Consider the following 24,663-nt stretch of genomic DNA (forward strand, 5'->3'; position numbering starts at 1 on the left):
CTTTACATTCTTTAAACTGCAAACTATGAATTACGATATTTTCGACGAACAATACTACCTTTCGCAATATCCGTGGCTCAAACCAGCCATTGATGCAGGAATCATCAAATCTGGAAGAGAACACTTTGAAAAATTTGGTCAAGCCGCCGGCCTCACAAAAATATCCCGGTATTTTGACGAAGTTACTTACCTTGAGGGAAATCCAGACCTTAAACCCTTTGTCCGCACCCCCAACAACCCTAACGCGCCTTTTGCGACCGGATTAGACCACTTTATCCAATATGGTTACGAAGAAGGTCGCACTCGCGTATCGCCTGAATATGACGAAGCGTTTTATCTCGCAAATAATCAGCAGTTGCAGCCGTTTATCCAGAATGGAACTTTTAAAAATGGCTACCAGCATTTCGTTCAATTCAGCCTCAAAGAGGATCAGTTTGGGACTTCATTTTTGGAACCACGATACTTAGAGAGCAACCCCGATGTTCGGCGGGTTGTCGAATCGGGAGCCTTGAAAACTGGTCGCGAACACTACTTCAATTTCGGGAAAAACGAGCCAAATCGGTCTGCTACTTTTGTCGGAACTCCCGGCAATGACATCCTCACTGGTGTAGGGGTGGGGGATACCGTATTAATAGGAGTTGAACTAAATGATGTTACAAGAATTAATGGCTTTCCCGACCCCAGGCCATCTTATGGAAGTGACGGCAGCAATGAATTCGATACTCTAACTGGCGGTAGCGGCCGCGATACATTCCTGTTGAGCCGTACATTTTCCAGTATAGGAAGTGGTAGACGGACGTTTACCACGTACCCGTCCTACATCGGGCCGGGTTTTGCTACAATTCGGAACTTTACCCCAGGTCAGGATATCATCAATATAGGGCTTTCCTCAGATGAATTATTGGTATTTCCCATCAACAATAATCGAGATTTAGCTATTCAAAAGAAGGACTTCCTCACCGTTAACAATGGAGTTGCCTTCACCACTCCCCCTGATACGATCGCTGTTATTGAAGGTGGGGGAAATCTCACTTATAATCAACTAATTACAAGGATATAGTGTTATTAGCACTTTACTTGGGTATAAATCTCGAAGCTATTCAGGGTTTGCCTTAGTCCATCATGGGGAGACTTATTAATTTAAAAATCGGGAGATACAATTGCCATAATTCAGGGGGGAGCTAATCTAAATCTGCAATTAATTGGGATGAGAAATCTCTTTAATTCTCCCAATCTTACCGCTTTTTTGGGTTATAAAGCATAGAGATTAAGTGAGATTTGACAGTTGGGTAAAATCACCCGATCAGGTAATTGTCTCAGTTCTTGATTATTGATAAATTGCATAAATACCTCATTAAAGCCGCAGGAGGAAAACATGGCTAGTTACGCAATTTTTGACGAACAATACTACCTTTCGCAATATCCGTGGCTCAAACCAGCCATTGATGCAGGAATCATCAAATCTGGAAGAGAACACTTTGAAAAATTTGGTCAAGCCGCCGGCCTCACAAAAATATCGCGGTATTTTGACGAAGATACTTACCTTGAGGGAAATCCAGACCTTAAACCCTTTGTCCGCACCCCCAACAACCCTAACGCGCCTTTTGCGACCGGACTAGACCACTTTATCCAATACGGTTACGAAGAGGGTCGCAGCCAAGTATCGCCTGAGTATGACGAAGCGTTTTATCTCGCAACTAACCGAGTTTTGCTGCCGTTTATTCAGAATGGAACGTTTAAAAACGGCTACCAGCATTTCATTGAATTCGGCCTCAAAGAGGAGCAGTTTGGGACTTCATTTTTTGAACCGGGATATTTACAATTCAACCCCGATGTTCGGCTGCTTGTCGAATCGGGAGCCTTGAAAACTGGTCGCGAACACTACTTCAATTTCGGGAAAAATGAGCCAAACCGATCTGCTACTTTTGTCGGAACTTCCGGCCATGACCTCCTCACTGGTGTAGGGGTGGGGAATACCCGATTAATAGGATTTGAAGTAGGTTACACTACAGAAAGTAACGCATTTTTAGCCTCCCCCAGGGAATATTATGAAAGTGACGGCAGCAATGAATTCGATACTCTAACTGGGGGTAGCGGCCGCGATATATTCGTGTTGACCCGTAGAACTCGCACTCTAGCGGGTGGTAGATCGGCGGTTTACACTGACCTGTCCTACATCGGGCCGGGTTTTGCTACAATTCGGAACTTTACGCAAGATCAGGATACGCTCGATATAGGGGTTTTCTCAAATCAATTATTGGTATTTCCCATCAACAATAATCGAGATTTAGCTATTCAAAAGAGGGGTTTATTCGTCGTTAACAATGGAGTTACCGAAACCACTCCCGGTGACACTATCGCTGTTATTGAAGGTGGCGGAAATCTCAGTTTGAATCTACCAGTAGCCTATGGTGGGATCTAGTGTTATTAGCGCTGTATTTGGGTATAAATCTTGCAGCTATTCAGGGTTTGCCTTAGTCCATCATCGAGAGACTTATTAATTCAATAATCGGCAGATACAATGGCCATAATTCATAGCGTAGCCAATCTAAATCTGCAATTGATTGGGATGATAAATCCATTTAATCCTCCAGTAGGTCTCACTTTTATGGGCGATAAAGCATAGAGCTTAAGTGAGATTTGACTGTTGGGTAAAATCACCCGATCAGGTAATTGTCTCTGTTCTGGATTATTGATAAATTGCATAAACAGCTCATTAAAGCCGCAGTAGGAAAACATGGCTAGTTACGCAATTTTTGACGAAACATACTACCTTGCTCAATATCCTTGGGTCAAGCCAGCCATTGATGCAGGAGTTATCCAATCTGGAAGAGAACACTTTGAAAAATTCGGTCAAGCCGCCGGCTTAACTAAAGTATCGCGGTATTTTGACGAAGCTACTTACCTTGCTGGCAACCCAGACATCGCTGCCTTAGTCCGCACCCCCAACAACCCAAATGCGGCTTTTGCTACAGGACTAGACCACTTTATCCAGTTCGGTTACGAAGAGGGTCGCACTCGCGTATCGCCTGAGTATGACGAAGCGTTTTATCTCGCAAATAACCGACAGTTGCAGCCGTTTATTCAGAATGGAACTTTTAAAAATGGCTACCAGCATTTCATTGAATTCGGCATCAAAGACGGTCAGTTTGGGACTTCATTTTTTGAAACAGAATACTTACTAAAAAACCCCGATATCGTGCCTTTTGTCAACTCTGGAGCCTTGAAAACAGGTCGCGAACACTACTTCAATTTCGGCAAAAACGAGGCTAACCGCTCTGCGACTTTTATCGGAACTTCCGGGAATGACATCATTACCGGTGCTGGGGTGGGGAATACCGAATTAATTGGAGTTGAAGTAGGTTATGTTACAAACAGTGATGGCTTTTCCATCCCCGGCCGAAATTATGAAAGTGAGGGCAGTAATGAATTCGATATTCTCACTGGCGGTAGCGGCCGCGATAAATTCATGCTGGGAGACCTTTTAGTAGGCAGTGGTGGTAAGGGATTCAGTTTCCCAACAAACTTATATATCGGGCCGGGTTTTGCTACAATTCGGAACTTTACCCAAGGGCAGGATAGTATTCAACTAGCAACAAGAGATATCCAACCTGCCTTAGATAAATTCTTGATATTTCCTATCAACAACAATCGAGATTTAGCTATCCAAACGAACGGCTTGTTCGTCTCCCTTGCAGATGGAAGTTCGGGAATTAGTAGATTTGACACGATCGCTGTTATTGAAGGCGGCGGAAATCTCAAGTTGAATCTATTACCAGAATCTAGAGGTTCTCTACCTTTACTTGGCTAGAAATATCGAAGCTATTGGGGATTTGGCTGATTGCGGCTGGGGAGTGCGATCGCACATTCGCAAAATGGGCGATCGCGCTTTTGTGTTTGCCATAAAAATAATAAAACAGGCTTAACAATAATTAACTTGACATAGTGAGTTAGTAGAGTTAGGTATAGTGCGTCAAGTTTAATCGACAAGTAAGCAGACTAAGCTTGAACCAAAAATTATGACTAATTATGACATTTTTGACGAACCATACTACCTTGCCCAATATCCTTGGGTGAAACCAGCCATTGATGCAGGAATTATAAAATCCGGCAGAGAACACTTTGAAAAGTTCGGTCAAGCCGGCGGTCTGACCCAAGTATCGCGTTACTTTGACGAAGAAACCTATCTATCTCAAAATCCAGATATTGCTCCCCTGCTTCGCACCCCAAACAACCCAAACGCACCTTTTGCGACCGGACTAGACCACTTTATCCAATACGGTTACGAAGAAGGTCGCACTCGCGTATCTGCTGAGTATGACGAAGCATTTTATGTAGCAAATAACCGAGATTTGCTGCCGTTTATTCAGAATGGAACTTTTAAAACTGGCTACCAGCACTTCATTCAATTCGGAATCAAAGACGGTCGGTTTGGAAATTCATTTTTTGAATCGGAATACTTACAGAAAAACCGCGATATTGTGCCGTTTGTCAACTCTGGAGCCTTAAAAACTGGTCGCGAACACTACTTCAAGTTTGGAAGTTCCGATCCAAGCCGCTCTGCGACTTTTGTTGGAACTTCCGGCAATGACATTATAACTGGTTCCGGGGTGGGAAATGCCGAATTAATTGGACTTGAAGTAGGTGTAGAACCTCATTACGGCGCCCGATTGTATGAAAGTTATGGCAGCAATGAATTTGATACTCTCATTGGCGGTATCGGTCGTGATAAATTTGTATTGGGCGAGGAGCAAGCATTCGCCCGTAATGTGCCATTCCGTGCAGCACAGTTCTACCTCGGGCCGGGTTTTGCTACAATTCGGAACTTTACCCAAGGTCAGGATAGTATCGATGTAGTATTGGGTACCTCAGATCAATTATTGGTATTTCCCATCAACAATAATCGAGATTTAGCTATCCAATGGAAAGGCTTTCCCATGTTTGAGAATGGAGTTTCTGTTCCCTCAACCAGTCCATTTGATACAATTGCTGTTATTGAAGGTGGCGGAAATCTCAGTTTGAATCTATCACCATCTACTCCTTTGCTAAGTTCACTTGTGTAGAAATCTCGAAGCTATTCAGGATTTGCCTGATTGCTGCTGGGGAGTGCGATCGCACATTCGCAAAATGGGCGATCGCGCTTTTGTGTTTGCCATAAAAATAATAAAACAGGCTTAACAATAATTAACTTGACATAGTGAGTTCGTAGAGTTATTTATAGTGGGTCAAGTTTAATCGACAAGTAAGCAGACTAAGCTTAGAGTACAACTTATGACTAATTATGAAATTTTTGACGATCCATACTACCTGGCGCAATATCCTTGGGTGAAACCTGCTATTGATGCAGGAATTATAAAATCCGGCAGAGAACACTTTGAAAACTTCGGTCAAGCCGGCGGCCTGACTAAAGTATCGCGTTACTTTGACGAAGAAACCTATCTAGCTCAAAATCCAGATATTGCTCCCTTGGTTCGCACCCCAAACAATCCAGACGCGCCTTTTGCGTCTGGTTTAGACCAATTTATTCAGTTTGGCTACGAAGAAGGCCGCACCCGCGTATCGCCTGAATATAACGAAGATTTTTATTTAGCAAATAACTCAGAGTTGCGATCGTTCGTTCAGAACGGAACTTTCAAATCAGGCTACCAGCATTTCATTCGATTCGGACTCAAAGACGGTCGTTTTGGGACTTCATTTTTTGAACCGGAATACTTAAAAGAAAACCCCGACATTGTGCCGTTTGTCAACTCGGGAGCCTTGAGAACCGGTCGAGAACATTATTTCAAATTTGGGCAATTTGAGCAGAGTCGCTCCGCTACTTTTGTCGGAAGCCGCGGCGATGATACCCTCACTGGTGTAGGGGTAGGGAATGCCGAATTAATTGGAGTTGAAGTAGGTATCGATCCCCAAGGCAATCGGCAGTATGAAAGCTTTGGGTTTGATGAATCTGATGTCCTGATCGGCGGCCCTGGGAGGGATACATTCGTACTCGGAGTTCCTGCTACCTCCGGTAATCCCACATCCCGTCAACTCTATGCGACTACCCCCGGTATAGTTAGAATTCGGAACTTTGATCAAGACAATGACAAGATCCAGTTGGCAGGAAGTCCCGATATCTACACAACAATGGGGGATGCTAACGAGTTCATAATCCTCAGCCCAAGATATGAAACAATTGGTATTATTGAGGGAAAAAATTTATCTTTTTCTACAACTCAGCCACAGGGGGACGGCACTTTCTACCTATTCCTTAAATAACCGGAACCTCGGTTATCTCTTTCTCGGTTAACATGGTAGGTGCGTTAATAACGCACGCTACTTAACTTTACCCAAGGTCAGGATAGCATCCAGCTTGCAGGGACTTTCTGAGAGTTCTTCTTGGTGTTTCCCATTAACAATAATCGACATTTAGCTATCCAAGCGAATGGCTTGTCTGTTGTGAAAAATGGAGTGGTCGAAACCAGCCGCTTTGACACGATCGCTGTTATTGAAGGCGGCCGAAATCTCAGTTTTAATTTATTACCAAAATCTCTTTCTTTTACATCTTTCCTTCGATAGAAATCTCGAAGCAGTTAAGGATTTACCTTTGGCTGCTGGGGAGTACGATCGCACATTCGCAAAATGGGCGATCGCACTGTTGTGTTTGCCATAAAAATCATAAAACAGGATTAACAATAATTAACTTGACATAGTGAGTTCGTAGAGTTATTTATACTGTGTCAAGTTTAACCGACAAGTAAGCAGACTAAGCTTGGAGAAATAATTATGACAAATTATGACATTTTTGACGAACCATACTACCTTGCTCAATATCCTTGGGTGAAACCAGCCATTGATGCAGGAATCATCAAATCTGGAAGAGAACACTTTGAAAAGTTCGGCCAAGCCGCCGGCCTCACAAAAATATCGCGGTATTTTGACGAAGCTACTTACCTTGACGGAAATCCAGACCTCAAACCCTTTATCCGCACTCCAAACAACCCAAACGCGCCTTTTGCTACAGGCTTAGATCACTTTATCCAGTTTGGTTACGAACAGGGTCGATCGCGCGTATCGCCAAATTATGACGAAGCATTTTATGTAGCAACTAACCGAGATTCGCGGTCGTTTATTGAGAATAACTTTAAAAGTGGCTACCAGCACTTCATTCAATTCGGCGGCTTCAGTAATGGTACTTCTTTCTATGAAACAGTATACTTAAATAGAAACCGTGATATTGGACCTCTTGTCTACTCTGGAGCTTTGACAACTGGTCGGGAACACTACTTCAATTTCGGAAAAAACGAGCCAAACAGGTCTGCTACTTTTATCGGAACTTCCGGCAATGACACCCTCACTGGTATAGGAGTGGGGAATGTCCAATTAGTTGGAGTAACAGGCTCTACAGGCTTTGGCGCCGGAGTGTCTGGAAGTGACGGCAGCAACGAATTCGATACTCTCATTGGCGGACCCGGCGCCGATACATTCGTGTTAGCGCAGCCTGTATATACCAGTAGAGTGTTTGTGATTGGATATAAATCTTTCTACCTTGGACCGGGTTTTGCTACAATTCAAAACTTTACCCAAGGTCAGGATACGATCCAGCTCGGCTCTACATCATTCGATAAATACATTGTGTTTCCCATCAACAATAATCGAGATTTAGCAATCCAAACAAACGGCTTGCCGTTCTTTACACCAAATGGAGGCGACCAACTTAGTTATGGTGATACGATCGCAGTTATTGAAGGTGGCGGAAATCTAAAGTTGAATTTATTACCTTCAGAATATAGTTGGTCAACTTCTTTAATTGGGTAGAAATCTCGCAGCTATTCAGGATTTGCTTGATCGCTGCTGGGGAGTACGATAATTAATTGTACCATCCAGAAACCGGGTTTCTCGAATAAACCCGGTTTCTAAGTCTTTAATGGCGATCGCGCGCTAGCTTCAAAACCTCAACCGCATCTTTGTGACCCTCCGAAGACGCCCAAATTAACGCAGTCCAAGTATTATTATCATACGCTTTGATATCAGCTCCTTTATCGATTAAAACTTCCACAACTTGAGTGCGCCCGCTACCTGCAGCACTCATCAAAGCCGTCAAACCAAAATTAGTTTTAGCATTCACATCCGCTCCCGCCTCCAGCAAAAGCTGTACAATCTCCGTATGTCCGGCAGCAGCGGCACTCATTAACGGCGTCCACCCGTCATTATCTTGACTGTTGGGCCCGGCACCTGCAGCCAGCAATTTTTTGACGATCGCCGAATTGCCAGCCTCAGCCGCAGTCGTCAAAGCAGTCGCGCCTTCCTCATCTTTAGCATTGATATCTGCACGCTGTTCGATCGCACTTTCTACAGCCGCAACATCACCCGTCTTGACGGCATCAATTAAATCTGTCATAAATTCTCCCTTGTATCCTCTCAAATATTAAATCCTATGACAGTCGATATTTTAATCCTCTCCAACGGCCCCGGAGAATTGGCAACTTGGGTGCGTCCCGCCGTGCAAGCTTTGCGTGAGCAATTGGCAAACACGGGCACTCAAGCGCGAATCTCTGTGGTGCTGTCCCCCTGTCCGCACGCCACCGGGAAAGAAGCGCAAATCGCTTGTTCCTACCCAGAAGTTGACAGAGTGCAAGCACCGGAGCTTTTTTTTCCATTCTTATTATCGGGCAAAACTGCTGAAAATTGGGATTGGTATGAAACAGGAGTTGTTTTATTTTTAGGCGGCGATCAATTTTTTACAGTTGTTATTGGCAAAAGACTTAAATATCGCACTGTTATTTATGCTGAATGGGACGCGCGGTGGTATCGCTGGATTGATAAATTTGCGGCGATGAAACCAGAAGTTTTTGCTAAAATTCCCCAAAAATATGCTAAGAAATTTACAGTTGTCGGAGATTTGATCGCCGAAGTAGGGAACGGGAAATCGGGCAGGGCGGGCACGGGGGCACCGCCCCTACGGAAAATAGAATTAATTGGATTGTTGCCCGGTTCTAAAGCGGCTAAATTAGCTTTAGGTGTACCGTTATGTTTGTCGATCGCCCAATCTATCCATCGCCTCCGCCCTGAAACTCGCTTTGTAATTCCCGTTGCTCCTACCTTAGATGTGCAAACTCTAGCCGGTTTTGCCGACCCCAAACAAAATCCTTGCCTGCATTTATTTGAGAACGCTAGCGCCGAACTTCATTTAACAGAAACGCCGTTTTTGCAGACAGCAAATAACTTGCAAGTAGAACTTTGGACGCAGACACCCGCTTACGATTTGCTATCAGAATGCAGCCTGTGTTTAACTACTGTGGGAGCTAATACTGCGGAATTGGGTTCGTTAGCTGTACCGATGATTGTTTTGATTCCGACGCAGCAATTGGATGCGATGAAAGCTTGGGACGGTTTGCCGGGATTGCTGGCCAATTTGCCGTTAGTCGGTTCAGTTTTTGCGACGGCGATTAATTGGCTAATCTGGCAATTGGGAAAGGGAAAGCTTTATGCTTGGCCGAATATTTGGGCACAGGAAGAGATTGTGCCGGAGTTAATTGGGAAGTTGGAACCGGAGGTAATAGCTCAATTGGCGATCGACTATTTGAGCCATCCTGAAAAATTAGCACAAATGGGCGATCGTTTGCGTGCAGTTCGAGGAGAATCGGGGGCGGCGAAAAAAATTGCTGAATTGGTTTGTGAAGAAATTGAGGTGCAATCAAATTCTGATAAGAATTAGATTTTTTTATTTTTAACCGCAGATGAACGCGGATAAACGCAGATTTAATCCAGATAAATTGGTGAAAACAGGCAAAAGAAAGTTTATTTTCTCTTGCCTGTTTATTATCCCAAAACAGGATTTTAGCTCAAGTTAAGCTCGATCGTGCTTAGCAATCACCCAAACAGCGTGGATCGTACCCGGAAACAAGAAAAAACAGCTTAGAACCAGGTTGATCCAAAAATCTCTGCCAATGCCGACTGTCATAAATACGCCCAGCGGGGGAAGAAAAATGGCAGCGACTATGCGGATTCAATTGCCAATCTCAGTTACTCCAAACGAGTTGTCTCTTTCAATTGAACTTTACTGACCGACCGAACCTTTCCCGAAAAACTTAGGCGGTGCTGCCATAGTGTAAACTTCGGTTTCAGCGGCGATTACCTGCCGTAAGTGACCGGGAACTTGCATCAACCCCAACAGTGTAATTCCGTCCAACATCCGCAACCCGCCAGTTGTTTTCTCGGCGAGTAATTTGTCAGTAGCTTCTGGTTCTGGTCGCGTATTTATTTCTTGGTTAGAAGCTACGGCAAAACCCCAAGGAGCTCCATAAGTAGAAATAAAGCTGGTGCAGGATTGAACATTGGAGAAAACAGATTTCAAAGTATTTACAATGCGAGCGTGCATTTTCATTTCTGCCGGAGAAACTGGGCCCGCTTGCACTACGAAATATCCATTAGGTGACATTACGCTGCGAACTTTCTCAAAATACTCCTTGGTAAACAACTGGAAAGATGGGCCTTCTTCAATGGGATCGGACAAGTCAGAAATGACAATATCCCAATCATTGTCAGTTTTATCTAAATAGTCCAAAGCATCGCCGATTACTACTTCGCAGCGGGGGTCGTCAAAGGCATTTTGGTGCATTTCGGGCAGGTGTTCGCGGCAAGCTTCTACTACTTCGCCGTCAATGTCGATCATCACGACTTTTTCAACTGTTTTCCAGCGCAGCACTTCTCTAATTGTAGCTCCTTCTCCGCCGCCGAGAACGAGGACTTTTTTGGGTGAACCGTGACAAATCATGGCTGGGTGCACCAGGGGTTCGTGGTACAGAAACTCGTCGCCTGTACAAGATTGCCACTTACCGTCCAAAACTAAGCCTTTGCCGTAGGTACCGGTCTGAACTACGTACATTTCTTGATAGGCTGTTTTCTTGTAAGCGAGTACCGCGATGACGCCGTGAACGTAAATATCCCACGGGGTAATGTACTCGCTCATCCAAAAATCTGCACGAACTTCGCTACCTGACATCAATTACTCTCCAAATATAAACCGCTGTGTCGATGTTGTCACAAGTAGTAGTTATTAGCACAAAATGGTGCGGGTGTGTGAGTACGATCGACACATTAAAGTGAGATTTCTCAGCAATGGTATAGTGTGATTGCGTTCTGGGATAGAGCAAGTGGCTTGGTACTTGAGATTGCTTGTGGGATCTCGCGCGCCCAGTCGAGATCACTTTTCCCGTCGCCCCCACTCGATCGCACTCACATTTAATATTTTCGCTTTGCGTTGCCGGCGGGTTTTGTACAAAGGTTGTCTGAATCGGGCAATTTGTCGCGCTGGGCCCGCCTTTATAAGTTTGCGCTCGCCCTGCTTATTTATCAACAATCGGAGGAAAAACCCCCAAATGCGAGTGTCGGCAATAAAAGTAGCGATCGGTTTTAACCAGATTTGTTATTAATATGTTGACATTTTGAATGTATATTAGATAAGATTTTTAGATCGAGCCAATTAAAGGAAGTGTGGAATTTTTCGGACACAATTGGCTAGGCGATGTGCGCCGAAATTCTAACTAGGTAAAGGGTGCAACTAAATTTACTAATAAAACTGTTCTGACACTATTTTTAGGTTCAAAATAATAGCCGATGGAACCAACAGACTGCGACAACAGAATCAAAGAGCTGGAAAAGGAAAATCGAATCCTGCGGGAAAAACTTGAAACTTCGGAAACCGAACGCAGCCAATTACAAGCCATTAATCAAAAAAAAGAATCTTTGCTAAAAACACTCACTGAGGAATTTAAAGATTCCGAAAATATTTTAAAAGCAAGAATCTCTACGCTAGAAAAAGCTCTGCAAAACCAGCAAACAACGCAGATCAAATTGATCGAAGCCGAAAAAATGTCGGCTTTGGGCATTTTGGTAGCTGGTATTGCCCACGAAATCAACAATCCCGTCAACTTCATCTACGGCAATATTACCTATGTCAATGACTACGCTGGCGACATTTTAAAATTGCTAGCAATGTACCAGGATAGGTATCCCGAAACAGATGCAGAGATTGAAGATTTTCTGGAAAAAATTGACATCGACTTTTTGCGCGAAGATTTGTTGAAAACTCTTTCGTCAATGAAAGTTGGCTCCGAGCGCATCCGCGAAATAGTGCTGACTTTACGCAACTTTGCGCGGGTAGATGAAGGTGAAAAGAAACCAGTTAACATTCACGAAGGAATTGACAGCACCTTGTTAATCTTGCAGCATTTAACTAAAGAAAAACCGGGTTATTCCGCTATTAATCTTATTAAAAATTATGGCGAATTGCCCAAGGTAGAGTGTTATGCGGGACAATTAAATCAGGTATTTATGAATATCATTAATAATGCTGTTGATGCCCTGCGGGAGCGAGAGCAAAAGTCTTCACTGGAGGAGATAGAAGCCAACCCTATCAAGATGACCATTACTACTTCTATTATTTCCAAAAATTGGGCAAGAATTAGCATCAAAGATAATGGTATGGGAATGAATGAAGCTGTAAAAGGGAAAATTTTCGATCCGTTTTTCACCACCAAACAAGTTGGTCACGGGACGGGTTTGGGATTGTCAATTAGCTATCAGATTGTTGTGGACAAACACGGCGGGAGGTTGGAGTGCATATCCGCAATAGGAGAAGGGACTGAATTCGTGATCGAGATTCCGATCGCCAATTCCCGCAGCTAAGAGCGATCGATCGAGCTAAACTGAGGGATAATGAAAACTCCCTTTGACCGCGGCTCCTCCTAGTTTGATGTGCAACCGTTCCTTAATGTCTACCCAGGTGTAGACAAACCTACCTGTTCTGCGTAGGCTTGTCAGTCTGGGTCAGGAACGTGCAGAATCCTCGGAATAAACTGAGGTTGCGTAAGCAAGGATTTTCGGAATCCACGTTTAAAAGGTCAATACACCTGCAAATGAACGCCAGTTTGTAGCTCTGTTAGATGTGATTAAACAACAGAGGCGAAAGACATGAGAGCCTGTGTCACATCTGCAAAAAGCCTTTTCAACATTTTCGAGGCAAACTTTACTTAGCCATAAGGACTGGTCAAACCGACCAAAACCGAACCATGAGTAATTACGTTTTCTTGATTGATGCAACTAAAACACCGATGAATCCGATTCATCCTGCCCATGCTGATAAGTTACTCAAAACTGGCAAAGCTGCTGTTTTCCGAAGGTTTCCATTCACACTTATCTTAAAAAGAGAGGTTGAAAACATCATCACATATCCAATCAAATTAAAGATCGATCCGGGTTCCCAATTCACAGGCATGGCGCTGGTTAATAATCAAAACGAAGTTATTTGGGGCATGGAACTACAACACCGGGGGCAAGCAATTAAAGATGCTCTGGAATCTCGCTCTTGTGTGAGGCGTGGTAGACGCAATCGTAATATGCGTTATCGGAAACCGAGGTTTCTCAACCGTAAACGAGCTGAAGGATGGTTAGCGCCAAGCCTGATGCACCGTGTATTGACGACTGAAACATGGGTCAAGCGGATCGCAAAATTCGCCCCGGTTGCTGAGATTGTTCAAGAACTTGTCAGATTTGATATGCAAGGCATGGAAAACCCTGAAATTGAAGGTGCTCAGTACCAGCAAGGCACTTTGGCAGGTTACGAAAAACGCGAATATCTGCTAGAGAAATGGGGTAGAAAATGTGCCTACTGCGATCGGACGGATGTTCCATTGCAGATAGATCATGTTCAGCCACGGGCAAAAAGTGGGTCAGATCGTCTGTCTAACCTCTGTATTGCCTGTGAAAAGTGCAATCAAAAGAAAGGTACTCAGGATCTAAGAGACTTTTTGAAGCGTGATCCTAAACGTGCTGACAGGATTTTGTCTCAGTCCAAGAAACCGCTTAAAGATGCTGCTGCTGTGAATTCTACTCGCCGCAAATTATTCGACACGTTAAAAGCTACCGGACTACCTGTAAGACTCGGAACTGGTGGACAAACAAAGTTTAACCGCTGCCGTCTGGGACTACCTAAAGAGCATTGGATCGATGCAGCTTGCGTCGGTGAGGTTGAATTTCTGAAAGTTTTGCTAACTCGTGTTTGGCGGGTCAAAGCGACTGGTATGGGTGGTAGACAGAGATGTCAAACTGACAAGTTTGGTTATCCCCAGAAACATCGTCCATTACGTCCGATTCATGGTTTTTGTAATGGTGATATTGTCAAAACCGTCATTCCGAAAGGCGTAAATAAAGGTACTTATGTTGCTAGGCTTTGCCCCTATACCAATGGTGATGGTGAGATTTATCCACCTGTTGGTAAGAAACGGATCGGAATCAAACTCGCCTATGTCCAATCGGCAGTGCATCGAAAGGACGGATACAGATATGCCTAAGCATACTCAAAAAAGAACGTCTGACCAGAGATGTCCAGAAATTAATATACAGCTTCTAACCCTATGTCTACTGTCACTTTTGGTTTGTCAACCCCTATAGCGGCAGAGGCCGGGGCATCCTACGGCAGCAGCGAACCGCCACAGCGCCCCACCGTGCAAGCAGAGTGGATCGAGGTATTGGTAGACTCTCCTTTCAGGGTTGCGGGGGACTCCGCAGGGGAGGAAAACAAGTTATTTACCTATCGTTTACCTGCGGAACTTACCGTGCAACCAGGGGATATTTTGAGTGTACCCTTTGGCAGTCAACAGGTAGGGGCGATCGCGATTCGGTTCATTTCTCAACTGCCGCCCGACTTAGATCCGGCGCGGGTTAAAGATGTCGAAGATGTTGTCAGTGCGGGTTTTTTCCCGCCTAATTACTGGGAATTGCTCGATCGCACTGCCACCTATTATTGCACACCATTAATTCAAGTAATTAGAGCCTCACTGCCGCCCGGTTTGTTAAGCCGTTCCGTGCGCCGAATTCGCTTAATTAAGGACGCAATTTCTCCGAATGCCGAAACATTTCTCAATCCCGCCGCCAGTCAAATTTTGCAATTGCTGCAAGCTCAAAAAAACGGCGATTACACTTGGCAATACCTCCAGCGACAAGTCAAGGGAAGTTATCGGGGATTGAAAGATTTATTGAAACGCGGTTGGGTAGAAAGTTATTTAGAACCTCCCAATCCTCCCAAACCACAACTCAAACCGGCCGTGACATTAATTGCTAGTGCATTTGTCACAGATTTAACCAAGCGGCAACAAGAAGTATTGGAAGTTTTGCGACGCGGCGGCGGTGAAATGTGGATGAACGATTTGCTGAGAATTTGCAGCGCGAGTTCTTCTGTTGTCAAAAATTTGGAACAAAAAGGTAGCGTTGTCATCGATCAAAGGGAAGTGCTCAGGGGCGATCGCGGAATTTCTCAATTGCCCGATGCACCGAAGACTTTAACTCATTTTCAAGCTGAAGCTTTAGCGTTTATTAACTCTTTTTCGGGATTTCGTCAAGTGCTGCTGCACGGTGTTACAGGTTCCGGGAAAACCGAAGTGTATTTGCAGGCGATCGCCCCAATCTTAGCCAGCGGCAAATCCGCCCTCGTACTCGTTCCCGAAATCGGCCTCACACCGCAACTTACAGACAGATTCCGCGCCCGTTTTGGCGAGCAAATTTGCGTGTACCACAGCGCCCTATCCGACGGCGAACGTTACGATACATGGCGTCAGATGCTGACTGGAACCCCGCAAATTGTCATCGGCACGCGATCGGCCATTTTCGCACCTTTACCTCACCTCGGCTTAATTATCCTTGATGAAGAACACGACAGCAGCTTCAAACAAGACCAACCAGCCCCCTGCTACCATGCCCGCACCGTTGCCAAATGGCGCGCCGAATTAGAAAATTGTCCCTTAATTTTAGGTTCCGCAACGCCAGCTTTAGAGACTTTTGTCGGGACGTGCCGAGATTATTACTCGTTACCAAATATCCATTATTTATCATTGCCCGATCGCATTTATTCCCGCCCCATGCCGCCTGTGGAAATAGTCGATATGCGCCAAGAATTGCGGCAAGGAAACCGCTCAATTTTCAGCGCTTCCCTGCAAAACGCCCTGGAACAATTGCAAGCAAGACAACAGCAAGGTATTCTATTTATTCACAGAAGAGGACACAGTACCTTTGTCTCTTGTCGGAGTTGCGGCTATGTGATGGAATGCCCGAATTGCGATGTTTCCCTGTCTTATCACCACGTCGGCGAAGGAACAGCAGAAATATTGCGCTGTCACTACTGCAACCATACGGAACGACACCCCCAAAACTGCCCGGAATGCCGTTCTCCTTACTTCAAAAACTTTGGTAGTGGCACTCAGCGAGTCGAACAGGAATTAACGAGATTATTTCCCGAATTGCGGGCAATTCGGTTTGACAGCGATACGACTAGAAATAAGGGCGACCACCGCCGATTGTTAACGCAATTTGCTAATGGGGAAGCTGACATTTTGTTGGGTACGCAAATGCTGACTAAAGGGTTAGATTTAGCTGGAGTAACATTGGTGGGAGTTGTGTCTGCTGACGGGTTACTAAACTTATCGGATTATCGGGCAAGCGAACGAGCTTTTCAAACATTAACTCAAGTCGCGGGACGTGCGGGCAGAGGCGACGATCCGGGGCGGGTAATTATTCAAACTTACACTCCCGAACATCGGGTTATTCAAGCAGTTAGGCGGCACGAATATGCGGATTTTGTGGAAACAGAATTAGCAGAAAGAGCAGCGCTGAATTATCCACCTTCGGGGCGGCTGGTATTGTTGCGATTGAGCAGTGTAGATGCGGCAGAAGTGGCGGTGACAGCGGTACAATTGGCGTCTGTTTGTCAGGAGTATATTGAGCGATTGTCTGTACCGGGGTGTGAATTGTTGGGGCCTGCACCTGCGGCGATTATGCGGGTGGCAAATCGCTATCGGTGGCAGATTTTGCTGAAGTTGCCTTTGGATGAGTCGGTGGATTTGTCGGATTTGATCGGATTGCGCGATCGCACGCCGCGTTCTGTTAGTTTAACTATTGATGTCGATCCGTTGAATTTTGGTTGATTGGTGGGGCTACAGGCCGTTGTAGGGGAGGGTTTCACCAACAATCTATGTCGGAAACCAACAATATAATAAACCCGCCCCCACGAACACGACAAATCCGAATCTACATTTTTTGAATTCGATCGAACATCAGGTTAATCTGGGTTATTGGTTGGGTGGGGGCGGGTTTTTATAGATTGTTTGTCAGCTTCAAATATTGTTGGTAAAACCCGCCCCTACAGCCCATCGTAGGGGCGGGTTTCACCAACCATTTATGTCAGAAACCAACAATCTAATAAACCCGCCCCCACCCAACGAACAACTGTTTTATGGAAACAAAATTATGAAATACGATCCTAACAAACACCACCGCCGCTCAATTCGCCTGCCAGGATATGATTATAGGACTCCCGGTGCGTATTTTATCACTATTTGCAGTTGGCAGCGCGAATGTTTATTCGGCGACGTTATTAATGATCAAATGCAATTGAGTCCCTATGGGAAAACTGTTTTATTCAATTGGAGCATTCTTCCCAAACGTTACCCAAACGTAGCATTAGACAATTTTATTGTGATGCCAAATCACGTTCATGGAATTATTGTTTTGAAAGGCAGCCCCGAAATAAATTCTACAGAATCCGATAAATTTGGCCTGATAAAATCAAAAATCCATCCTTTGTCGGAAATTGTGCGGGGTTTAAAAACATCTTCGGCGCGGCGAATTAACCAAATGCGATATTTGACAAGCATATCGGTGTGGCAGCGGGGTTATTACGAACATATCATCCGCAATGAAGAATCATTAGTTGCCATTCGTGAATATATTGTTAATAATCCTTTATTGTGGGGAAAAGATGAATTGTATCCTCATAATTCAGTCAAAATTAATGAATCTAGTCCGCTGGCGATCGAATGGAATGGTAAATCTTATATACAGTCGATCGTCCTCTAATATTAGGTCGATCGATTCGTAGGGGCGGGTTTCACCAACCATCTCTGCCATAAACCCACAATATAAAAAACCCGCCCCCCCCAACGAGAAATACAAATGTACCAATGTGTAGGGGCGGGTTTCACCAACCATCTCTGCCATAAACCCACAATATAAAAAACCCGCCCCCCCCAACGACAAATCCAAATGTACCAATGTGTAGGGGCGGGTTTCACCAACCATCTCTGTCATAAACCCACAATATAATAAACCCGCCCCCTACATTTTTGGGATGAGCTCAAACATCAGGTTAATCTGGGTTATTGGTTGGGTGGGGGCGGGTTTTTATAGATTGTTTGTGAGCCTCAAATATTGTTGGTAAAACCCGCCCCTACAGGCATAATAAATTATCGGAATTTATTCACGAAAATCATCCCAAATCGAGAGATTTGTAGGGGCGGGTTTCACCAATAATAATTGCCTAAAATCCATAATCTCGTAAACCCGCCCCCACCCAAAGGTAAATCGCAATCTACCTCTTTCAAGGTACAAAGGGCGGGTTTACAATATTTTTGGTTTTTAAATCAAAATCTTGGCGAACCCGCCCTTACGGGCCTAATAAATTATCGGAAATCAAACAATCTCGATCGACTCACACCTACCAATTAAGGCAAATCAGTGCTCCCCATCAGATAAAGGTCGCACTCCCGGGCCACGCCCCGCCCTTCATTAATCGCCCAAACAACCAAACTTTGTCCCCGGCGACAGTCCCCAGCCGCGAAAACTCCCGGAATGCTGGTTGTATATTTTTCGTGCTCGGCTTTCACGTTGCTGCGGGCGTCGCGTTCCAATCCCAGGGCATCCAGCAAGGGCTGTTCCGGGCCGAGGAAGCCCATCGCTAGCAACACAAGCTGTGCGGGCAACACTTTTTCCGTGCCCGGGATGTGGTTCGGAATGAACTGCCCTTTCTCGTTTTTCGCCCACTCCACCTCAACGGTGTGCACAGCTTTGACATTGCCGTTTTCGTCGCCCTCGAACTTTGTCGCGGTGGTGAGATAGCCGCGGGGGTCGTCGCCGAATTTGGCTGCTGCTTCTTCTTGGCCGTAGTCGAGGCGGTAGACTTTCGGCCATTCCGGCCAGGGATTGTTGGCGGCGCGTTCTGAGGGCGGTTTGGGCAGGATTTCTAGCTGTACGAGGCTTTTGCAGCCGTGGCGAATGGAGGTGCCCACGCAGTCGGTGCCGGTGTCGCCGCCGCCGATAATCACGATATCTTTGCCTTCGGCGGAGATGAAGTTATCGTTGGTGCTCTTGTCTAAAACTGCTTTGGTGTTCGCAGTCAGAAAGTCCATTGCGAAGTGGATGCCTTTTAATTCCCGGCCTTCAATGCCCAAGTCGCGGGGTTTGGTGGCGCCGGTACAGAGCACAACTGAGTCGTATTCTTTTAGCAGTTGTTCGGCTGGTAAGTCTTTGCCGACTTCGGTGTTGCAGACGAATGTCACGCCTTCGTCTTCGAGGACTTTCAGGCGGCGCATTACGACTTGTTCTTTGTCTAGCTTCATGTTGGGGATGCCATACATTAGCAGGCCGCCTGGTCGATCGGCTCTTTCGTATACAGTTACCCAATGACCGGCTTTGTTGAGTTGCGCGGCGGCGGACAAACCGGCGGGCCCGGAACCGATGACGGCGATTTTTTTGCCGGTGCGTTTGGCGGGTGGTTCGGCAGTAACCCAGCCTTCATCCCAGCCTTTGTCGATAATTGCGGCTTCGATGTTTTTAATCGTCACCGGCGGATTGTTGATGCCGAGCACGCAAGCGCCTTCGCAGGGTGCGGGACAGACGCGGCCGGTGAATTCCGGGAAGTTGTTCGTTTTGTGGAGTCTGTCTAGGGCTTCTTTCCACAGTCCGCGATATACTAGGTCGTTCCATTCGGGGATGAGGTTGTAAATCGGGCAGCCGCTTGCCATGCCGCTGATAATTGTACCCGTGTGGCAAAACGGAATGCCGCAGTCCATGCAGCGCGCCCCTTGGGTGCGGAGTTTGTCCTCATCCATCGGTAGGTGAAATTCGTCCCAGTTGTGGACTCTCTCGACTGGTGAGAGTTCGGAGGGCAATTCGCGCAAGAATTCGATAAAGCCTGTTGGTTTTCCCATAGTGGTGTTCTGGTTAGAATTTACTATTCTGTCACTTTCTCAAAGGTGAAGCTGGCGGGCTTCTGAATTAACTATTGTGATCTAAATTGTGTGCGATCGCACCTCAGATTGAGCAATTTGTACATGAAATCTTTAATATCGCCGGGAGTCGGGGAATTGTCGGCAGCGGTAAAATATAGATAGATCGACAGCAAAGAAACCCGCTTTTTTACGGGGATTAAAGGTTTTAAAGGTTATGATGCAGTATTTTCGTCCATCAAACCCGGTTTCTACGTAATTTCAGCATGGCTTACTCTGGGACGATCGCATTTACCGATAATCCCACATCTGGAAACCCTCGCGGGTTAACTCGGACGGCCCGCCAGCGTCAACTTTCAAGCGCCGTTCCCATCAGGAGGGCTCGAAATACAATACAAAAAGTTACAGGCCTTGCCAAATATTAATTTCAGGATATACTACTGTAAATCGGTCAGATATATGGAGTTAATACCGTCAACTCCTAAAATAGGTACACAAAGTCATGAGCATTACAATTGAGAACGTATCGAAACACTTCGGCTCCTTCCACGCCATTGACAACGTGAATTTGGAAATTAAAAGGGGCTCTTTAGTGGCGCTGTTGGGGCCTTCCGGTTCCGGGAAATCGACTCTGCTGAGGATGATCGCGGGGCTAGAACCGCCGGACAGCGGTCAGATTTACCTGACGGGTGAAAATGCTACTCATCAGTCGGTGCAGGAACGGCATATCGGTTTTGTGTTTCAGCACTACGCTTTATTCAAACACATGAGTATTAGGAAAAATATAGCTTTTGCGATGGAGATTCGCAAAGTTCCTAAAGGCTCGATTAGCAGGCGGGTTGATGAACTTTTGGATTTAGTGCAGTTGACAGGTTTGGGCGATCGCTATCCTTCGCAACTTTCCGGCGGCCAGCGGCAGCGGGTTGCTTTGGCCAGAGCTCTAGCAGTTCAACCAAAAGTGCTGCTGCTAGACGAACCTTTTGGAGCATTAGATGCTAAAGTCCGCAAAGAATTGCGATCGTGGCTGCACAACCTTCACAAAGAAGTTAACATCACCACAGTTTTTGTGACTCACGACCAAGAAGAAGCTATGGAAGTAGCCGATGAAATTGTGGTAATGAACAAAGGTAGAGTCGAACAAGTTGGCACTCCTGCTGAAATTTACGACAAACCGGCATCAGCTTTTGTGATGAGTTTTATTGGGCCGGTCAATGTGCTCTCAAATGCTGCGGGTTTGTTCGCCAGTAACGGCACAACGGCTCGCAATAATGGAGCCGCTCATTCGGACGTAGTGTTTTTGCGCCCCCACGACGTGGAAATTAAAACTAAGCCGGAGTCTGGTTTTTCATTAGCAAAAGTCAGTCGCATCATTCATTTAGGGCGGGAAATACAAACCGAGTTAGTGTTAGAATCCGAGCAGGTAGTAACAGCTTACGTGAGTCGCGAGCGCTTCGATTCTCTACAGTTAAAGCGAGATCAGCAGGTTTACGTCAAGCCCAAACACGCAATGACTTTCCCTGCTTATTCAATTTAAATCAGCGGCTGCATCTTACGCAAAATACTATCGGGGAGCTTCTACAAAACACTGCTGCCACATCGTTACCAGGCTCGTGCCTGGTAATGCTGTCTCGTGGCTCTCCATCGGAGGCAGAGCCTCCTGAAATTCATTCCCAGGCAGAGCCTGGGAACGAGAAAAAGCTTCCCCCTGAAATTTTGAGTGGGAAGGATAAAAAAAGGTCAGCGAAGAATATGAATGCTAACAAATTGTTGAATTTAGCAACTAGCACTTTACTTAGTTATCGCCGTTACATCCAGGCAGGATTAACACTTTGTGCAGGATTAGGGCTGTCTGCGATCGCCTCTTCAGTTGCGTATAATTGGGAATACAAATCCATGCAAGCCGAACTGCAAGACCGGCTGGACAAAATAGCTACAGACATTCAGAGAGATGTTAGCGGCAATTTAGAAATAATTCGGGCAGCGGGAGCATTTTACAGCGTATTTGACGGCGTTAAAAAACCAGAAGTTAATACATTTGTTGGTACTGCCCTGTACCGCCATCCGAGCCTCAAGGCGATCGCTTGGCTGCCCCGTGTTTCTGACTCTCCGCAATTCCTGACAGAGGAAATAGATTTAGATTTAGATTTAACTGCCAATCGGGTAGCGTTAGAAAACGCCACAAAAAGACAAGAAATTACCGCGACACATCGCCAAAAAATGTCTTCGCAAAATCAACCCATCGTCTTCGTATTTATGCCAATTTTTACTCAAAATTCTGCTGACGATGGCGCAGAATTGCAGCCAAATTTACCTCCTCGATAGCGAGAAAATTTGAAAGGTTTTACTTTTGGCGTTTTGCTGGTTGATGCTATTGTTAAATCGGCTTTACAGGAAACTAACCTCTACTTTGTTAACGTTTATCTTCAAGATGCTATGGCTCCTGAAGCAGAAAGGTTTCTTGCCTTTTATGAAGCCAAGACAAAAAGGATAATTACCGATGAAAACATTAAAAATAACATCCAAATTGGGGAAAGAGCTTACTGCCCGGACGGCAGCAGTTGCACCCGCATTCTCAATATTGAAAATCGCAGGTGGTTGCTGCAATTACGGATAACGCCAGAGTACATTAATCCTCTAAGATTTTGGCGTTCTTTGACTGTTTTAATTTGGGGGACAATCTTAACTTTGGTGGCGACACTTTATATAATGAGCTTGTTAACTTATACCGAAAAAATTGAAAAAATAGCAGCCGAACGCACGGCTAAATCTCAACAACTAGAGCAAACTTTGCAAGAGTTGCAACAAACTCAAGCTCACCTAATTCAGCAGGAGAAAATGTCAAGTTTGGGTTTATTAGTCGCTGGTGTTGCCCACGAAGTGAACAATCCTATTAGTTTTATTTACGGCAATATTCAACACGCCAGCGCATATAGTAGCGATTTGTTGGAGTTGGTAAAACTCTACCAAAAATACTATTCATACCCTCCCTCGGAAATTTCAAAGTATTTAGAAAATATTGACTTTGAGTTTCTCAGCAAAGATTTGCCGCAACTGCTGTATTCGATGAAAATAGGAGCCGATCGCATTGTTCAAATTGTCAAATCTTTGCGGAATTTCTCTCGCTTAGACGAAAGCGAAATGAAACCTGTCAACATCCATGAAGGCATTGACAGCACTCTGCTAATTCTGCAAAGTCGCCTGAAAGCTACAGCCGATCGCCCGCCGATCGAGATTGTTAAAAACTACAGCAATTTACCTTTAGTAGAGTGCTATGCCGGACAATTAAATCAGGTGTTCATGAATATTCTGGCTAATGCGATCGACGCCCTTGAGAGTTACAGTCTCGATCGCGGGCCCAAAGCAGCGAAAGCTAATCCGATCGCGATCGCCATAACCACAGAATATTCAAGTCCCGATAAAATAATTGTGCGGATATCTGACAACGGCCCCGGTATGGCAGAAAATGTCAAAAAACGGCTGTTTGACCCGTTCTTTACTACTAAACCGGTCGGAAAAGGGACAGGATTGGGACTGTCAATCAGCTATAAAATTATCGTAGAAAAGCACAAAGGTACGCTGCGCTGCGATTCGACACCGGGATTGGGGACGGAATTCTCGATCGAGATTCCGCTGCGGCAAGAAGTCAGACAAGCTGTACCGTTTGTTTCGCGGAAAATATCGGAGGCAGCTTAGAAAGGGCTGGGGAAGGAAAAATTTTTTTCTCCTTAACTACTGTAATTCGGTCGGATTATAGTATTATAAGTAAGAATGCCAAAACCAATACTGCTTTATGCAGCTTAAACCGTCGGCACTGCCGATACTGTATAACCCAAACACGGCGGGACTAAATATGTTCAGTGACTTGCAAATTATTTACGAACGTGACCCCGCGGCGCGCAACTGGCTGGAAGTATTATTTTGCTATCCCGGACTGCAAGCACTTTTTTTGCACCGGATAGCACACTGGCTTTATTCCGCTGGCCTGCCGTTTGTACCGCGCTTGATTTCCCAACTGAGTCGCTTTTTAACAGGTATTGAGATTCACCCAGGTGCGACAATTGGTAGGGGCGTGTTTATCGACCACGGGATGGGGGTGGTAATTGGCGAAACTGCGATCGTTGGAGATTATGCTGTAATTTATCAAGGAGCGACCATTGGCGGCACGGGCAAAGAAATAGGAAAACGGCATCCAACGCTGGGAGAAAATGTAGTGGTAGGAGCCGGTGCTAAAGTTTTAGGCAATATTCAAATTGGCAATAATGTTCGGATTGGTGCGGGTTCGGTAGTGCTGCGGGATGTCCCTAGCGATTGCACAGTTGTGGGAATTCCCGGCCGCATCATCTCTCGGAAAAAGCAGGTGGAAGATGCTCAAAATTCTCAAGGTCTACCGGATTTGGAAGCTCAAGCTATTCGAGCTTTGTTCGATAGAATTAAGGATTTAGAAGAGCAAGTTGATTTCTTAAAATCTCAATTATCTCCGATCAAAACAACTCAATCCGAGCAAGCAGAGGTCGAAAAACATGAATTATTTCAGTCGTCGGATTTATTCATTACACAGTTTTTAGACGGTGCAGGAATCTAGTAAAGCTTTAATTTATCTAGAGTTTTGCCAGCCACACTATCCTGC

General features: G+C 45.3%; 21 protein-coding genes and 1 pseudogene. 18 read left to right on the forward strand and 4 right to left on the reverse strand.

The window, feature by feature from the left end; translation table 11 throughout:
* Positions 1 to 25 precede the first annotated feature (25 nt).
* The 9 genes from QUB04_RS13120 to QUB04_RS13160 all read left to right on the forward strand — a co-directional run bounded on the left by QUB04_RS13120 (position 26) and on the right by QUB04_RS13160 (position 7,797).
* Positions 26 to 1,060 carry a calcium-binding protein gene (locus QUB04_RS13120; protein WP_333284800.1) on the forward strand — a complete coding sequence of 345 codons (1,035 nt, stop codon included), beginning with the start codon at positions 26 to 28 and terminating at the stop codon, positions 1,058 to 1,060.
* 315 nt (positions 1,061 to 1,375) lie between these two features.
* Entirely contained in the window at positions 1,376 to 2,422 is a 1,047-nt protein-coding gene (locus QUB04_RS13125) for a calcium-binding protein (RefSeq protein WP_333284801.1), read from the forward strand.
* A 315-nt stretch (positions 2,423 to 2,737) separates the two neighbouring features.
* A complete protein-coding gene (locus tag QUB04_RS13130) occupies positions 2,738 to 3,811 on the forward strand; it encodes a calcium-binding protein (protein WP_333284804.1) in 1,074 nt (357 codons plus the stop codon).
* Positions 3,804 to 3,926 carry a hypothetical protein gene (locus tag QUB04_RS13135; RefSeq protein WP_333284806.1) on the forward strand — a complete coding sequence of 41 codons (123 nt, stop codon included), beginning with the start codon at positions 3,804 to 3,806 and terminating at the stop codon, positions 3,924 to 3,926. Before QUB04_RS13130 ends, QUB04_RS13135 begins: the two co-directional genes overlap by 8 nt.
* Positions 3,927 to 4,019: 93 nt before the next feature.
* Entirely contained in the window at positions 4,020 to 5,063 is a 1,044-nt protein-coding gene (locus tag QUB04_RS13140; protein ID WP_333284808.1) for a calcium-binding protein, read from the forward strand.
* Positions 5,056 to 5,178, forward strand: a complete 123-nt coding sequence (locus QUB04_RS13145; RefSeq protein ID WP_333284810.1) for a hypothetical protein — start codon at positions 5,056 to 5,058, stop codon at positions 5,176 to 5,178. The genes QUB04_RS13140 and QUB04_RS13145 overlap by 8 nt, the downstream gene beginning before the upstream one ends.
* A 93-nt stretch (positions 5,179 to 5,271) precedes the next feature.
* Positions 5,272 to 6,258 (forward strand): calcium-binding protein, encoded by a 987-nt coding sequence (locus QUB04_RS13150; RefSeq protein WP_333284812.1) that lies wholly within the window; start codon positions 5,272 to 5,274, stop codon positions 6,256 to 6,258.
* Between the two features lie 187 nt (positions 6,259 to 6,445).
* Positions 6,446 to 6,652: a hypothetical protein gene (locus QUB04_RS13155; protein ID WP_333284814.1), complete on the forward strand. Its 207-nt coding sequence runs from the start codon at positions 6,446 to 6,448 to the stop codon at positions 6,650 to 6,652.
* Between the two features lie 113 nt (positions 6,653 to 6,765).
* The gene (locus QUB04_RS13160) at positions 6,766 to 7,797 is read left to right on the forward strand and encodes a calcium-binding protein (RefSeq protein WP_333284815.1); all 1,032 of its coding nucleotides are present in this window, start codon (positions 6,766 to 6,768) and stop codon (positions 7,795 to 7,797) included.
* A 106-nt stretch (positions 7,798 to 7,903) separates the two neighbouring features.
* Here QUB04_RS13160 and QUB04_RS13165 read toward each other — a convergent pair whose 3' ends face one another.
* Positions 7,904 to 8,380: an ankyrin repeat domain-containing protein gene (locus QUB04_RS13165; protein ID WP_333284817.1), complete on the reverse strand. Its 477-nt coding sequence runs from the start codon at positions 8,378 to 8,380 to the stop codon at positions 7,904 to 7,906.
* 36 nt (positions 8,381 to 8,416) lie between these two features.
* Here QUB04_RS13165 and QUB04_RS13170 point away from each other — a divergent pair, with 36 nt between their 5' ends.
* Complete coding sequence (locus tag QUB04_RS13170; protein WP_333284819.1) at positions 8,417 to 9,697, forward strand: lipid-A-disaccharide synthase; 1,281 nt, start codon at positions 8,417 to 8,419, stop codon at positions 9,695 to 9,697.
* Between the two features lie 132 nt (positions 9,698 to 9,829).
* Here QUB04_RS13170 and QUB04_RS13175 read toward each other — a convergent pair whose 3' ends face one another.
* Together QUB04_RS13175 and QUB04_RS13180 are read right to left on the reverse strand one after the other, a co-directional pair.
* Complete coding sequence (locus QUB04_RS13175) at positions 9,830 to 9,988, reverse strand: YqaE/Pmp3 family membrane protein (RefSeq protein WP_333284898.1); 159 nt, start codon at positions 9,986 to 9,988, stop codon at positions 9,830 to 9,832.
* Positions 9,989 to 10,039: 51 nt separating this feature from the next.
* Positions 10,040 to 10,984 carry a fused MFS/spermidine synthase gene (locus QUB04_RS13180; RefSeq protein WP_333284821.1) on the reverse strand — a complete coding sequence of 315 codons (945 nt, stop codon included), beginning with the start codon at positions 10,982 to 10,984 and terminating at the stop codon, positions 10,040 to 10,042.
* Between the two features lie 614 nt (positions 10,985 to 11,598).
* Here QUB04_RS13180 and QUB04_RS13185 point away from each other — a divergent pair.
* The 4 genes from QUB04_RS13185 (at position 11,599) to QUB04_RS13200 (ending at position 17,889) form a co-directional block, all read left to right on the forward strand.
* Positions 11,599 to 12,669, forward strand: a complete 1,071-nt coding sequence (locus QUB04_RS13185) for an ATP-binding protein (RefSeq protein WP_333284823.1) — start codon at positions 11,599 to 11,601, stop codon at positions 12,667 to 12,669.
* A 383-nt stretch (positions 12,670 to 13,052) separates the two neighbouring features.
* Positions 13,053 to 14,333 (forward strand): RNA-guided endonuclease IscB, encoded by a 1,281-nt coding sequence (gene iscB / locus QUB04_RS13190; protein ID WP_333284825.1) that lies wholly within the window; start codon positions 13,053 to 13,055, stop codon positions 14,331 to 14,333.
* A 63-nt stretch (positions 14,334 to 14,396) separates the two neighbouring features.
* Positions 14,397 to 16,958: a primosomal protein N' gene (priA, locus tag QUB04_RS13195; protein WP_333284827.1), complete on the forward strand. Its 2,562-nt coding sequence runs from the start codon at positions 14,397 to 14,399 to the stop codon at positions 16,956 to 16,958.
* Between the two features lie 322 nt (positions 16,959 to 17,280).
* Positions 17,281 to 17,889 carry a transposase gene (locus QUB04_RS13200; protein ID WP_333284829.1) on the forward strand — a complete coding sequence of 203 codons (609 nt, stop codon included), beginning with the start codon at positions 17,281 to 17,283 and terminating at the stop codon, positions 17,887 to 17,889.
* 644 nt (positions 17,890 to 18,533) lie between these two features.
* Here the strand turns inward: QUB04_RS13200 and gltD are convergent.
* Positions 18,534 to 20,018: a glutamate synthase small subunit gene (gene gltD / locus QUB04_RS13205; RefSeq protein ID WP_333284831.1), complete on the reverse strand. Its 1,485-nt coding sequence runs from the start codon at positions 20,016 to 20,018 to the stop codon at positions 18,534 to 18,536.
* A 520-nt stretch (positions 20,019 to 20,538) separates the two neighbouring features.
* Between gltD and QUB04_RS13210 the strand changes: the two genes are divergently transcribed.
* From QUB04_RS13210 to cysE, 4 genes and pseudogenes are all read left to right on the forward strand, one after another.
* Complete coding sequence (locus tag QUB04_RS13210; RefSeq protein WP_333284833.1) at positions 20,539 to 21,570, forward strand: sulfate/molybdate ABC transporter ATP-binding protein; 1,032 nt, start codon at positions 20,539 to 20,541, stop codon at positions 21,568 to 21,570.
* Positions 21,571 to 21,785: 215 nt separating this feature from the next.
* Positions 21,786 to 22,358, forward strand: coding sequence for a hypothetical protein (locus tag QUB04_RS13215; RefSeq protein ID WP_333284835.1), 573 nt, complete (start codon positions 21,786 to 21,788; stop codon positions 22,356 to 22,358).
* Positions 22,359 to 22,784: 426 nt separating this feature from the next.
* Positions 22,785 to 23,729: pseudogene (locus QUB04_RS13220) on the forward strand (sensor histidine kinase); the annotation flags it as partial.
* Between the two features lie 157 nt (positions 23,730 to 23,886).
* Complete coding sequence (cysE, locus tag QUB04_RS13225) at positions 23,887 to 24,618, forward strand: serine O-acetyltransferase (RefSeq protein WP_445301050.1); 732 nt, start codon at positions 23,887 to 23,889, stop codon at positions 24,616 to 24,618.
* The last annotated feature ends 45 nt before the right edge of the window (positions 24,619 to 24,663 follow it).

It is taken from the genome of Microcoleus sp. D2_18a_B4, from assembly GCF_036702475.1.
GTDB lineage: Bacteria > Cyanobacteriota > Cyanobacteriia > Cyanobacteriales > Microcoleaceae > Microcoleus.

Excerpts from the sequence above, each read along its gene's own strand:
- QUB04_RS13120 (WP_333284800.1), top strand. The coding sequence starts at position 26 with ATGAATTACGATATTTTCGACGAACAATACTACCTTTCGCAATATCCG.
- QUB04_RS13125 (WP_333284801.1), top strand. The coding sequence starts at position 1,376 with ATGGCTAGTTACGCAATTTTTGACGAACAATACTACCTTTCGCAATAT.
- QUB04_RS13130 (WP_333284804.1), top strand. The coding sequence starts at position 2,738 with ATGGCTAGTTACGCAATTTTTGACGAAACATACTACCTTGCTCAATAT.
- QUB04_RS13140 (WP_333284808.1), top strand. The coding sequence starts at position 4,020 with ATGACTAATTATGACATTTTTGACGAACCATACTACCTTGCCCAATAT.
- QUB04_RS13150 (WP_333284812.1), top strand. The coding sequence starts at position 5,272 with ATGACTAATTATGAAATTTTTGACGATCCATACTACCTGGCGCAATAT.
- QUB04_RS13155 (WP_333284814.1), top strand. The coding sequence starts at position 6,446 with ATGGAGTGGTCGAAACCAGCCGCTTTGACACGATCGCTGTTATTGAAG.
- QUB04_RS13160 (WP_333284815.1), top strand. The coding sequence starts at position 6,766 with ATGACAAATTATGACATTTTTGACGAACCATACTACCTTGCTCAATAT.
- QUB04_RS13165 (WP_333284817.1), bottom strand. The coding sequence starts at position 8,380 with ATGACAGATTTAATTGATGCCGTCAAGACGGGTGATGTTGCGGCTGTA.
- QUB04_RS13170 (WP_333284819.1), top strand. The coding sequence starts at position 8,417 with ATGACAGTCGATATTTTAATCCTCTCCAACGGCCCCGGAGAATTGGCA.
- QUB04_RS13180 (WP_333284821.1), bottom strand. The coding sequence starts at position 10,984 with ATGTCAGGTAGCGAAGTTCGTGCAGATTTTTGGATGAGCGAGTACATT.
- QUB04_RS13185 (WP_333284823.1), top strand. The coding sequence starts at position 11,599 with ATGGAACCAACAGACTGCGACAACAGAATCAAAGAGCTGGAAAAGGAA.
- iscB (WP_333284825.1), top strand. The coding sequence starts at position 13,053 with ATGAGTAATTACGTTTTCTTGATTGATGCAACTAAAACACCGATGAAT.
- priA (WP_333284827.1), top strand. The coding sequence starts at position 14,397 with ATGTCTACTGTCACTTTTGGTTTGTCAACCCCTATAGCGGCAGAGGCC.
- QUB04_RS13200 (WP_333284829.1), top strand. The coding sequence starts at position 17,281 with ATGAAATACGATCCTAACAAACACCACCGCCGCTCAATTCGCCTGCCA.
- gltD (WP_333284831.1), bottom strand. The coding sequence starts at position 20,018 with ATGGGAAAACCAACAGGCTTTATCGAATTCTTGCGCGAATTGCCCTCC.
- QUB04_RS13210 (WP_333284833.1), top strand. The coding sequence starts at position 20,539 with ATGAGCATTACAATTGAGAACGTATCGAAACACTTCGGCTCCTTCCAC.
- QUB04_RS13215 (WP_333284835.1), top strand. The coding sequence starts at position 21,786 with ATGAATGCTAACAAATTGTTGAATTTAGCAACTAGCACTTTACTTAGT.
- cysE (WP_445301050.1), top strand. The coding sequence starts at position 23,887 with ATGTTCAGTGACTTGCAAATTATTTACGAACGTGACCCCGCGGCGCGC.